Origin of the sequence: Haloparvum sedimenti (genome assembly GCF_001462205.1) — an archaeon.
In the GTDB taxonomy this organism is placed as follows: Archaea; Halobacteriota; Halobacteria; order Halobacteriales; family Haloferacaceae; genus Haloparvum; species Haloparvum sedimenti.
On sequence record NZ_LKIR01000134.1, the window covers coordinates 1 to 10992 of the forward strand.

General features: G+C 68.0%; 13 protein-coding genes and 1 pseudogene. 5 read left to right on the forward strand and 9 right to left on the reverse strand.

Features of this window, described 5'->3' with window-relative positions:
* From AN233_RS11815 to AN233_RS11845, 7 genes are all read right to left on the reverse strand, one after another.
* A partial coding sequence (locus tag AN233_RS11815; RefSeq protein ID WP_058366988.1) for an extracellular solute-binding protein occupies nt 1–1219 on the reverse strand: 1219 nt, incomplete at its 3' end.
* Nucleotides 1220–1301: 82 nt separating this feature from the next.
* Complete coding sequence (locus AN233_RS11820) at nt 1302–1832, reverse strand: DUF7504 family protein (RefSeq protein WP_125920029.1); 531 nt, start codon at nt 1830–1832, stop codon at nt 1302–1304.
* The gene (locus tag AN233_RS11825) at nt 1816–2202 is read right to left on the reverse strand and encodes a hypothetical protein (RefSeq protein WP_058366990.1); all 387 of its coding nucleotides are present in this window, start codon (nt 2200–2202) and stop codon (nt 1816–1818) included. Before AN233_RS11825 ends, AN233_RS11820 begins: the two co-directional genes overlap by 17 nt.
* Before the next feature lie 98 nt (nt 2203–2300).
* Nucleotides 2301–3551, reverse strand: a complete 1251-nt coding sequence (locus tag AN233_RS11830) for an RNA-guided endonuclease InsQ/TnpB family protein (protein ID WP_058366991.1) — start codon at nt 3549–3551, stop codon at nt 2301–2303.
* A gap of 129 nt (nt 3552–3680) precedes the next feature.
* A complete protein-coding gene (locus tag AN233_RS11835; RefSeq protein WP_058366992.1) occupies nt 3681–3929 on the reverse strand; it encodes a hypothetical protein in 249 nt (82 codons plus the stop codon).
* Between the two features lie 61 nt (nt 3930–3990).
* Complete coding sequence (gene fen / locus AN233_RS11840; RefSeq protein ID WP_058366993.1) at nt 3991–4971, reverse strand: flap endonuclease-1; 981 nt, start codon at nt 4969–4971, stop codon at nt 3991–3993.
* 26 nt (nt 4972–4997) lie between these two features.
* Nucleotides 4998–5642, reverse strand: coding sequence for a GNAT family N-acetyltransferase (locus AN233_RS11845; protein ID WP_058366994.1), 645 nt, complete (start codon nt 5640–5642; stop codon nt 4998–5000).
* A 74-nt stretch (nt 5643–5716) separates the two neighbouring features.
* Here AN233_RS11845 and AN233_RS11850 point away from each other — a divergent pair, with 74 nt between their 5' ends.
* From AN233_RS11850 to AN233_RS11860, 3 genes are all read left to right on the forward strand, one after another.
* Nucleotides 5717–6316, forward strand: a complete 600-nt coding sequence (locus AN233_RS11850) for a class I SAM-dependent methyltransferase (RefSeq protein WP_058366995.1) — start codon at nt 5717–5719, stop codon at nt 6314–6316.
* 62 nt (nt 6317–6378) lie between these two features.
* Entirely contained in the window at nt 6379–6792 is a 414-nt protein-coding gene (locus tag AN233_RS11855) for a DUF3054 domain-containing protein (protein ID WP_058366996.1), read from the forward strand.
* A 132-nt stretch (nt 6793–6924) separates the two neighbouring features.
* Entirely contained in the window at nt 6925–7629 is a 705-nt protein-coding gene (locus tag AN233_RS11860; RefSeq protein ID WP_058366997.1) for a DUF2270 domain-containing protein, read from the forward strand.
* Nucleotides 7630–7722: 93 nt separating this feature from the next.
* Here AN233_RS11860 and AN233_RS11865 read toward each other — a convergent pair whose 3' ends face one another.
* On the reverse strand, nt 7723–9042 hold the full coding sequence (locus tag AN233_RS11865) for an MFS transporter (protein WP_058366998.1): 1320 nt from the start codon (nt 9040–9042) through the stop codon (nt 7723–7725).
* Nucleotides 9043–9224: 182 nt separating this feature from the next.
* Here AN233_RS11865 and AN233_RS11870 point away from each other — a divergent pair, with 182 nt between their 5' ends.
* Complete coding sequence (locus AN233_RS11870; protein ID WP_058366999.1) at nt 9225–9449, forward strand: hypothetical protein; 225 nt, start codon at nt 9225–9227, stop codon at nt 9447–9449.
* Between the two features lie 76 nt (nt 9450–9525).
* The gene (locus AN233_RS11875; RefSeq protein ID WP_058367000.1) at nt 9526–10524 is read left to right on the forward strand and encodes an ornithine cyclodeaminase family protein; all 999 of its coding nucleotides are present in this window, start codon (nt 9526–9528) and stop codon (nt 10522–10524) included.
* 25 nt (nt 10525–10549) lie between these two features.
* Here AN233_RS11875 and AN233_RS18085 read toward each other — a convergent pair.
* Nucleotides 10550–10992, reverse strand: a pseudogene (locus AN233_RS18085) (NUDIX domain-containing protein); the annotation flags it as partial.

A 10992-nucleotide genomic window follows, 5' to 3' on the forward strand; every position in this document is an offset into this window, starting at 1 on the left:
CGTTGAGCTCGAACAGCGTGAGCATCACGTTCTCGTTGGCGAACGCTTCCAGCACCTGCGTCGCCTGGTCCTTCTTCTGGGAGTAGGTGTTGAGGGTGAGGTGCCAGCCGCCGAGCGCGGCGCGCGAGCCGCCGAGCCCCTCGTAGTCGGACTCCGAGGCCTCGACACCGTACGGCATCGGCATCGTACCGAGGTCCTCGCCGAACACGTCCTCGGCGCCGTTGATGACGACCGAGTACGGCCAGTTACGGTGGAAGATCGCGTTCCCGTTGGTGAACGGTTCGCGGGCGTCTTCCTCGGTGTACTGGACGATGTCGGTGTTGGTGATCTGCGGGTAGCCGTCGAGGGTGTTCTCGGCGTCGGGGCCGAGCATGAACGACCGCATCATACGGATGGTGTCGAGTACGGGTTCCTCCTCGACAGTGATCGGACGGTCGCCGATCGGGCCGAAGAGGTTGTCTCGGCCGCCGAAGTAGGCGCCGCCGAAGGAGCTCATCGTCTCGTTGAACGTACAACAGGAGAGCCCCTCGTAGGCGTCGGCCTGCGTGGTGAACCCGTAGTCGTACTCCTCCTCGCCCCCGTGGTACTCCCAGACCTCGGCGACGACCTCGGCGAACTCCTGCCAGGACATCGGCTCGGTGGCCCAGTTCTCGCCTTCGGGGTCGAAGCCGGCCTCCTCGACGAGGTCCTTCCGGTACTGCATCACCGGGTAGTCCGGGAACAGCGGCAGTCCGTAGAGGTCGCCCGTCTCCGGGTGCCGGGCGGTGTCGACGGACGCGCCGAGGTAGTCGCTCTCGACGTAATCGATCACGTCGTCCGACAGCGTCTCCGTGAGGTTGTCGAGGTGTTCGCGGACGATGAACGGGATCGTCCACCCGCTGTCCATCATGAAGATGTCCGGCTCCGAGCGACCGGCGTCGAGCGCCTGCGAGTAGGACGCCTGCCGGGAGTCGGTCTCGAAGTCGCCCGGAAGCACTTCGATGGAGATCTCCTCGTCGAGGCCAGCCTCGTGGAGCGCCTCCTCGATGTCGTCGGAGATGTCCGCGAAGTCCTGGTCCGCGGACAGCTGCACGACGTTCTCGTCGCTGTCGTCGCCGCCGCCGCCGCCGAGGCAGCCGGCGACGCCGGCCGCGACTCCGGAAGCGCCCGCCGCCTGTACGAACCGGCGCCGGGAGACGCCACTCCGCTCGTCCGCACCGTGTGGGTCAGTATCAACCATTACAGTCTGTCCGATTAGGACGAGTCCCCTATATAGCTTTGGGATATGTTACTACAGCTGTTGTAACTGGTTCGTCGGAGTGTCATCGCGGGCGGCGATCCGCCGAGTCGTCGAAGATCGACGCCAGTCGCTCGTAGGTCTCCGGGGTGACTGCCTCTCGTGCGAGCCCGTACACGCCCGCGACCTCACGCGTCCGCGTCGCCGAAGCCATCGTGGTGAGCAGCCGCTGGACGTCGTCGGCAGCCGCGTACATCAACAGCAGCTGAACGCCGTCGAAGCAGAAGCATCCGCGTCCCGACTCGACGTGCTCCATCGCGCGGCTGTACCGCATGTTGAGTCCGGTGAGGTCACTCGGGGCGACCGGTGACGTGGTCCACAGGGGCCCCTCATAGGAGAGTCCGGAGCTCGTCAGCGGGATGTGCCCGCAGCGGCTCGCGTCCCCACCCTGTCGCTCGATCGTCTTCTCGACCCGAGCCGGCGCGTTCGGGGAGACGACGAGCAGGTTCTCGAACGCGGACCCGGGCAGACTCTCGATCGCCGACGCCATACTTCCCACCGAGACGAGCGTCTGTCGACCGGGGTCGAGGTCGAGGGGCTCATTCGCCCTTCGCATCGCCGAACCCTCCCGTGGTTCCGTCCGTCTCGGTTTCGTCACGTTCCCCTCCGCCAGTTCGTCCCATTCCGCCGCCCGCGTCGAACCGCGCAGAGCCGTCGATCCGAACGAAGGGACGCGCGAAGCGTGCCACGCCGGCCGTGCCGAGTAGCGCGGCGACGAGGCTCAGGGCCTGTCCCGGGACCTGCGTCTCGACGAGGAGTCCGACCCCGTAGCTGGCCGCCAACGCGAAGAACCCGACCGAGAGCAGCACCATGCCCAGCGTGTACGCGACGTTCGTCGAGTTGCGGACGACCGGGTACGCGATCAGCACCCCGACGGCGATCAGCGCGCCGGTCTGTGCCGAGACGACCAGAGCCTCGACGGTCATACCTGTCGATACCCCCCGAGCAGCAGGAATCCCTCGGTGACATCCTCCTCGCCGTAAACGGCGAGGCTTCCCGTACTGCAGGTGGGATATTTGTCGGTCTACGACACGGCCTGTTCTCTCGTGGTAAACGTCCCGCTCTCGCGGTCGAACAGGTGTACCGATGGCTGTGCCACACAGCCGTTACTCCTATCCTCGCCGTGAGGACTCGGAGTTATCTTCTGACGCATATTCTCCGCTCCGTTACAATCCGCGTTGGCTACCAACTCGCACGACGAGCAAACGTACAGACCGCGTTCGACACGATTCGATTTCGTGTCGTCACCACACCGTGAACAGCTTTTACTGGTGTCCCACTCGTTCTCCTTCAGCACCGCAACGCCACGTATCTCGCCTTTGTATTCGAGGTACTGGTAGATGCGGTCGAACGCCCACGAGTGCAGCTTCTTGTTGCCGGTCTTGCCCCAGTCAGAGTCTCGCACGTCTTCGGGCCAGCTCACCGCGAGCGTTCCAACGCCGCGCTCAATACACTCCGTGATGATGGTATCCGTGAGCGTGTGGTAGAAGTGTGTCTCGCGTTCTGCGAGTTTCCGACGTGCCCACATCGACTTCTCCGAGGGGCCGTGTTCACCTTGGGTTTCGTACTCTTTTCGGGTGAAGTAGTGCTTATCCTCTTTGAGCGTGTTTCCGGGGTACAGGACATATTCATCGGGGAACGCGACCGTGGCGATGTTCGTGATTCCTAGGTCAATCCCCGCTACTTCGTCGCCTGCTGAGTCGAGTGTTTCGAGTTCGACTTTGCAGACGAAGTGGAGTTCCCACTCGCCGCCGTTCCAGACGGCCCGAACGTTCTGCACGCTGTTGATTTCTGAAAGGTCAACATCGGGTCGCGTCTGGTACTCGCAAAGCAGGAAGTCCGACCAATACTCCTTGAGGTTCGAGCCTTTCGAGAGTCGGACGCGGTTGTTCTCTGGGTCGTGTTTGAACCCGTCTTCTTTGAACGTGACCGTACTCTTGGGGCGTGTGTCGCCGTGTTTGCGGTAGCCGGGCGGATTCGCCTCCGGATCTTTCTGTCGCAGGTCGAACCACGACTGGAAAGCGTCGGAAAGTTCTTCGATGACTTTCTGACTGGACTGCGCATTCAAATCTTTCCAGCACGACTGGTGCTTCATGTACGATTTTAGCACGCCTTCGTCCGGGATCTCGCCGGTTGCATCCCAGATGCGGTCGGCCGTCCATCGTGCGACGTTCCAGATTTTTGAGGCGGAGTCTCCGAGCGAGTCGAGGCCATCGCAGACCTGTCGCTGGTTCTGGATGGAACCAACGTAGGTGCGAGTAACCTCAATCGCCATACATAGCCTATGTGGGATATCCTACTTAATGATATGGATGAGCGTGGAATATCCGGCCTGTCATCGGCGGTGGTTGGCGTCCGCGTTGTCGGATTCACGCCCGCCGTAAACGGCGGGATTCTCCCCTCGTTAAAAGATAGCCGCCGCCACCGCGGCCCCGACAGCGAGCGTCGAGACGATCAGGTCGTAGACGCCCGCGGTCCCGATCCCGACGATCGTGGGCACGTTCAGGGCGATAAACCCGATGAACACCACCGGGATCGGTCGCAACACGCGACCGAACGGCGAGCCGGCGAACCCCCGCGCTGCGATGACCGACAGCGGAAGGCCCGCAGCGAGGGTGAGCGTGGTCAAAAGCAGGAGCAGACGCGACAGCATGTACGTCGGCTCCGCGGAGCGGCAACTTATAACGACCGGGAGTTCCTGGTGCGGCCGCCGGTCAGGTCCACCGGTCGAGGCCGGTCTGCACCTGCGCCTCCTCGATCCGCTCGAACCCGCGCTCGACCTCGTCGGCCGCGACGCCCCACTCCTCGACGACGTACCGGCGCGCCGCCTCGACGTCGGGGTCGATGTCGCGGTCGACGTCGTAGTCGTCGGTCGCGGGCGGGTTCAGGAACAGCTCGCGGACGGCCTCGGCGTTGGCGATTTCGGCGCCGCGCGCGTCCAACACGGCCCACAGGTCGCCGTGTTCGCGGATCTCGGTGAGAGCGGTCTTCGGCCCGATTCCGGGAACCCCCTCGTTGAAGTCGGTCCCACAGAGCATCGCGGCGTCGATCAGCTCCTCACGCGTCAGTCCGAGGTTCTCGAGCGTCGCCGCCAGATCCATCAGCTCCGGGTTACCCTTGCTCGTGAGCTGTCTGAGTGTGCGCGGCGCGCCGAAAAGCAGCGTGTCGTAGTCCTCGCTGCCGGCGTAGTCGACGCGCTCGCTCGCGGCCATGTGGGCACACTGCGCCTCGCCCTCCGCGGGCGCCTCGACGTACGGCACGTCCAGCAGGTCGAACAGCTCCCGCGTCGTCGACTGGATCGTGTCGGTGAGCCGCTGCGTCCGCGCCTCCAGTCGGGCCGCCTCGACCGCGTCGCCGGCCGCCTCGGCCTCTGCCCGGCGTTCCTCCGCGGCCTCGCGCTTCTCGCGGCGCTCCGCGATCTCGTCGGCCTTCAGCTCGGTCACCGCGCCGTCGAAGACGAAGACCGGCGTCAGGTCGTGCTCGAAGAACTTCGGGAGTCCCTGCACGACGCCGACGAGGTTCGCCACCTCGGTGCCGTCAGCGGTCGTGTACACCTCGTCGCTGGTCCACTTCACCGTCGTCGTGAGGTAGCGGTAGAGCCAGTTGTGCGCGTCGACGGCGACGACGCTCCCCTCGATCTCCGCAAACTCGACCTCGCGGAGGCTCGCGAGCGAGCGCAGGTCTGCGTTTCCCATCGCCCCAACCGAGGGGGGCGGCGACCTTAAATCCGCAACTCCGGGGGCCGGGCACCCGCGCCGCGTCCCCCCGAACCGCCGTCGCCCAGGCGTTCGCGCAGGAAGGACCGCTCCGCGTCGGAGAGTCCCCCGCGCTCCCGGTAACGTGCCAGCCCCTTCCGGTAGCGGGCCGCGTCCTCGCGGTCGGCGGCGGGCGCGTCGACCGGCCGCTCGAGGACCAGTTCCGCGAGCCCGGTCTCTTTCCCGGTGAACGCGAACCCGGCCCGGTAGAGCGCCTCGTAGGCGAAGGGGTTGTTCACTGCGATGCGGACGCGGTCGAACCCGCGCTCCGCGGCCGGGTCCAGCAGTTCACCGACCAGCCGCGGACCGAGGCCCTGTCCGCGCAGGGCGGCGTGGACCGTCACGTACCGGATCCGAAGCACCTCGGGGTCGGTCCGGTCGGCGTCGAAGGCGATCACCGCCGCCACGTCCGCGTCGAACGCGGCCGCGTCCATCCCCTCCGGAAGTTCTCGGTCCGGCTCCCACCCCGGCGCGGCGGCGCTCCCGTCGGCGGTTCGCAGGGCCGCCTTCCCGGTGGTCGTCATGACGAACTTGCCGGCGTAGCTGAACGCCCGGTAGTCGAGCCGGAGCGTCGGTTCGTCCTCGGGCCAGCCGAGGAGGTCGAACTCCATGCCGGATCGTCCGGCGCCGCTCCCTTTGAACCTTCCCGCGAACGCTTATATCTCGGCCGCCGCCACTCTCGGGCATGCACGGGACCGGCGACGTGCGGTTCTTCGACCGGATCGCGCCGCTGTACGACCTCGTGATGCCGGCCGCGAGTCGCGCGGACCTCGCGGCGGGGCTCGGCGAAGCCGAGCGCCCGGTGGAGACCGTGCTCGACCTCGGCGGTGGGTCGGGGCGTGCGACGGTCGAGTTGGACGCGCCCGAGCGTGTCGTCGTCGACATCTCGAAGGGCATGCTCGCGCGAGCGCGGGAGCGCGGGCTCGACGCGACGTTCGGCGACGCCGGCCGCCTGCCCGTCCGCGACGGCGCGGTCGACGCGGTGACCGTCGTCGACGCGCTCCACCACTTCCCGGACCGGGAGGCGGCGATCCGGGAGGCGGCGCGCGTCCTCCGGCCCGGCGGCGTCCTCGTCGTCCGCGAGTTCGACCCGAACAACCCCCTCGGCCGGCTGCTCGCGCTCGGCGAGCGCGCGTTCGGGATGGACTCGGCGTTCCTCGGTCCCGACGCGCTCGCGGCCGAGATGCGCGACGCGGGCCTCGACGCGAGGGTGCTCGACCGCGGGTTCGGCTACACGGACGTCGGGATCAAGCCCTCGGACGACGACGAACCGCCGAGCGCCTGAGTCCGTCGAAGCTCCGCGAACGGATCCGCACGAAACAAGAGGGAGCCACGCGGACGGTCGGTATGGTCGACTCAGAGTTCCTGTCGCGCCGACTCGACCGGGGTGCGGCCCCCCTCGTCGTCGGCGACCTGATCGCACTGATGGCGCTGATGACGGTCGGGGTGATCCAGCACCGCGGCGTCGACGGCCTCGCGGCCGACCCGGCGTACATGCTTCTCGTCTGGCCGCCGTTCCTGATCGGCTGGCTGCTCGTCGCGCCGCTCGTGGGCGCGTACTCGCCCGGCGCGGTCGAGGCCGCGAAGTCCTCCATCCCGCTCGCCGTGCGCTCGTGGATCCCCGCGGCCGCGGTCGGGTTCCTGCTGCGCGTGTACGCGTTCGGCGACACCGCGGCGCTCCCGTTCGTGGTCGTGATGTTCGTTCTCGGCACCGTGGTCCTCGCTGGCTGGCGCGCGGTCTACTTCAAGGTTCGCGGCTGAGTTTCGGGGTCCCGGTTGAGCCGCTGCCCGGAGTTTTAATGAGTCACTCGGCGTCCGAGAGGTCGGTCGGCGTCCGTGGCGTTGATCGGCACTCGTGAGAGCGTTTACGTGCGGGTCGCCCCTATGAGACGTATGTCGGACAGGCCGAGCGATTTCGATCCGGAGTCACGCGAGGAACGCGAGATCGCCGGCGAGGCGGCGCGTGACCGGGACGGATTCCTCTCGCTCATGGGTCACGCCTACCGCGGCGAGATGGGGCGTATGACCTCGTGGCGAACGCGGATCGACCGGACCACGAACTGGGCGGTCGTGTTGACGGCGACGCTACTCACGTGGGCGTTCTCGTCCGACTCGCGACCGCACTACGTCCTCCTCATCGGCGTCGTCATGCTGTCCGTGTTTCTGGGGATCGAGACCCGACGCTACCGCGTCTACGACATCTGGCGGTCTCGCGTGCGGATTCTGGAGGAGAACGTGTTCGCGAACGCCCTCGACCCGGAGGGCGTCGAGCAGTCCAACTGGCGCGAGCTCCTCAGCAGCGACCTCCGGAACCCGACCGTGAAAACGCCGATCGTCGAGGCCGTCTCCCGCCGGCTCCGACGTGTCTACTTCGCACTGATCTCCGTCCTCGTCCTCGCATGGATCGTCCGGTTGACGGTGTTTGCGGCGCCATCGTCCGATATCGTCGCCACTGCCGCCGTCGGCCAGGTCCCGGGCAAATTCGTTCTCGCCACCGTGGGGATCTACTACGCGACCGTCCTAATCGTGACCTTCTGGCCCGGAAGCAGACAGGCGAAGGGGGAGCTGCAATCGGAGCCGGAAGAGGAGTGGAAGTAGCGCTCCGCGATCGGGTTCCACGGAAGTACGAGGTGAAAAGGGGCGCCCCGCGGCCGCAGACCGCCGAGACGCCGGCTTCGGTAGGCCCCGCCCTCACTCCCCGCGCGTCCGGCCGAGGTAGAGTCCGACGCCGGCCGCGGTCGTCGCGAACAGCGCCAGCACGGCGAACAGCGTCGGCTCGTTGGCGTACGTGAGGATGGCGCCGGCGATGGCGCCGCCGAGCGACCCGACGCCGAAGACGCCGAGGTAGGTGTAGCCGTACGAGAGTCCGCGCGTCCCGGCGGGGGTGTAGGACGCGACGGTCGCCTGGTACATCGGCTGGACCGCGAACAGGAAGATCCCCATCAGCGCACCGACGAGCATCAGCGGGCCGAGTCCGAGCGCGGCGGCGGGGAGGAACACGAGCGCGAGCACCGCGAGCGTCCCGAAGCCGACCGCGATGCCGTACTCGACCGGGAACCGGTCGGTGAGCTTCCCGCCCGCGTACTGCCCCACGACGCCGATCAGCAGCAGCCCGGAGTAGAAGTAGTCGCTCGGCGCCAGCGTCTCGCCCGCAGCCGGGTCGACGCCGAGGAGGTCCGCGACCGGGGCCGGCAGCAGCGCCGCGATGGCGATGGGCTCGAAGCCGGGAAGTCGGCCCAGAAGCTCCGGCAAGAACGTGAGGAAGCCGCGGTAGTAGAGCCCCGAACACATCACGACGACGAAGACGAGCACGAAGCTCCCGGCGAACAGCTTGCGGGACTCGGCGAGGAAGTCCCCGAACGAGTCGACGCCGCTGTCGGCCTTGGAGTCGCCGCCGTCCGCGGCGGCGCCGCCGTCATCGACCGCCGCCTGCGGGTCGAAATCCGCCTGGTACGCGTACACGGCCGCGAGCAGGGCGGGGACCGCGAGGACGCCGGCGACGGTGGTCCAGTCGAGGAACAACAGCATGGTCGCGGTCAGGAGCGGCCCGAGCCCGATCCCGACGTTGCCCGCGATGCCGTGGTAGCCGAGGCCGGTCCCCTGCTCCTCGACGCCCTTGGTGATGAGCGAGAGCCCCGCGGGGTGGTACACCGACGCGGCGAGCCCCCACACGACGAGCGCCAGCGTGATCACGACGACGCTCGGAGAGAGCGAGAGCAGCAGGAACGAGCCGCCCATCCCGACGAGACAGGCGGTGATCAGCTTTCGGGAGCCGAGCCGGTCGACGAGCACGCCCCCGGGGAGCGCACCGAGCCCGAAGAGGCCGTACCCGACGGTGACGACGATTCCCAGCGTCGCGGTCGTCACGTCGAACGTCGCGATGCCGAGGTCGATGACGGAGAACTCCACCAGCCAGATGGTCACGAAGATGGGGATGGCGAGCTCGTAGGTGTGGACCATCCCGTGTGCCAGCATGGCGAGTGCGGTGATCGCGCGGTCGTTCCGGTTCACTACCGCCTCGTCGGCCGCGGGGCGGGTTGAAGGGTTCGGTGTCGGCACGACCGGCCGCGAGGCCGCCACCGCCGAGAACGTATTCTCATAAGTTATTCATCGCCACGGAAAGAATTTCTCCGGCGTCACACAATCACCACAGAAAAAATTATATCCCTCACGCTCATACGGTTGGTTGGATTATGACTGGCTACTACGACTACATCCTCGGCCTCATTCCGGTAGCGCTCGTCGGCATCGCGGGACTCCTCCGTCTCGTGGGACTGCCCGAGCTGCTGGCGGTGCCGGCGGGCGCGACCGTCGCCGTCGGGCTGATGGTCCACGCGATGTTCGTCAACGGGCCAGTCGTCGACCGGCCGTCCGAGGCGGCCGCGAACTCGGGCGTCGGTCGCGTCGACGCGGACTGATCGGCCCCGCCTCGATAACTGCCCCCTCGATGGCCGCCGCGTGAACGGTTTTGTGGCTCCGGTTCCACCTCCCTCCATGACCGACGCGCTGTTTCTGTCCCACGAGGACGTGACCGACCTCGCCGAGCCCGCCGACTACGTCCGCGTCGTCCGCGACGCGTATCGCCAGCGCGGAGAGGGTGCGGCCGCGGAGCCCCGGACGAAGCTCGTCAACGACGACCCGCCGGGGATGTTCACCACGTACGCCGCGGTGTTACCCGAGACGGGCGTGATGGGCGGGTACAACTACTCCGCGGGGTTCGGCGCGCGCGACGCGTGGTTCGTGACGCCGCTGTTCGACGCGGAGTCCGGCGAACCGCTGGCCATCCTCGACGGCGCGTCGATGAACCCGTTCAAGACCGGCGCCGCGGGCGCGGTGGGCGTCGACGCGCTCGCCCGCGCGGACGCCAGCGAGGTGGCGATCATCGGCTCAGGCGCGCAGGCCCGCGGACAGCTCCGGACGACCGCGACCGTCCGCGACTTCGACGCCGTCCGCGTCTACTCCCCGACGGCCGACCACCGCGAGGCGTTCGCGGCGGAGATGTCGGACGAGCTCGACGCGGCCGTGGACCCGGTGTCCTCCTCGGCGGCCGCCCTCGACGGTGCCGACGTGGTCATCACGGCGACGAACGCGAGCGAGCCGGTGATCGACGACGCGAACGTCGAGCCCGGGACGCACGTCACCGCGATGGGTCAGTATCACCCGGAGAAGAACGAACTCCCGCCGGAGACGGTCGCGCGGGCGACGTACGTGCCGGACCTCCGCGCCCGTGTGACGCGGGATGCCGGGTCGTTCCTCGCCGCGAGGGACCAGGGGCTCGTCACAGAGGACGACGTTCACGCCGAGCTCGGTGAGGTCGTCGCCGGCGTCGAGCCGGGGCGCACGAGCGATGACGAGGTGACGGTCTTCGACTCCGGCGGGACCGGTATCGAGACCGCTGCGGCCGCCAACCTGCTGTACGAGCGCGCCGCCGAGCGCGACCGCGGGACGACGATCCCCTTCGCCCCCGCGAGCGAGGCGCTGACGGGACGATGAGCAGCGCCGGGGCGACGACCCGCGGTCAGATACTCCCGACGCCGAGCACGTCCCGCGCCGCGCGCTCGACCGTCTCCCGGTGTTCCGCCGGGCAGTAGACCCCGAGCCGCCACCGCCCGCGCTCGGCCGCGCGCAGGCCCGAGACGAGCTCCGAGGCGTCCTCCAGTCGCTGGACGACGCCGTCCACGACGACCGCCGACGCCGACTCCTTCAGGCCTGGGCGCGAGGGCACGTCGACGATGACCTGCGCGGGATCGAGACCGGCCTCGTCGGCGATCTCGCGCTCGGCGGCGCGCTCCGCCTCGTGGTCGGCGTCGACGGTGCCGGCGGGCACGTCCGACAGCGACGTCCAGACCGCGCGCTTGTAGAGGTCGCGGCGCTCGATGCGGCGCCCGAGTTCGGGGACCGTCTCCCGGAGCGCCACGAGCAGGTCGTGGTCGGCCATCCGGCGGAACTCCTCGGGTGTCG

Bases quoted from the DNA above. Each gene is read 5' to 3' on its own strand.
- AN233_RS11870 (WP_058366999.1), top strand. From the start codon at position 9,225: ATGACTGGCTACTACGACTACATCCTCGGCCTCATTCCGGTAGCGCTC.
- AN233_RS11860 (WP_058366997.1), top strand. From the start codon at position 6,925: ATGTCGGACAGGCCGAGCGATTTCGATCCGGAGTCACGCGAGGAACGC.
- AN233_RS11875 (WP_058367000.1), top strand. From the start codon at position 9,526: ATGACCGACGCGCTGTTTCTGTCCCACGAGGACGTGACCGACCTCGCC.
- AN233_RS11850 (WP_058366995.1), top strand. From the start codon at position 5,717: ATGCACGGGACCGGCGACGTGCGGTTCTTCGACCGGATCGCGCCGCTG.
- fen (WP_058366993.1), bottom strand. From the start codon at position 4,971: ATGGGAAACGCAGACCTGCGCTCGCTCGCGAGCCTCCGCGAGGTCGAG.
- AN233_RS11825 (WP_058366990.1), bottom strand. From the start codon at position 2,202: ATGACCGTCGAGGCTCTGGTCGTCTCGGCACAGACCGGCGCGCTGATC.
- AN233_RS11830 (WP_058366991.1), bottom strand. From the start codon at position 3,551: ATGGCGATTGAGGTTACTCGCACCTACGTTGGTTCCATCCAGAACCAG.
- AN233_RS11845 (WP_058366994.1), bottom strand. From the start codon at position 5,642: ATGGAGTTCGACCTCCTCGGCTGGCCCGAGGACGAACCGACGCTCCGG.
- AN233_RS11835 (WP_058366992.1), bottom strand. From the start codon at position 3,929: ATGCTGTCGCGTCTGCTCCTGCTTTTGACCACGCTCACCCTCGCTGCG.
- AN233_RS11855 (WP_058366996.1), top strand. From the start codon at position 6,379: ATGGTCGACTCAGAGTTCCTGTCGCGCCGACTCGACCGGGGTGCGGCC.
- AN233_RS11820 (WP_125920029.1), bottom strand. From the start codon at position 1,832: ATGCGAAGGGCGAATGAGCCCCTCGACCTCGACCCCGGTCGACAGACG.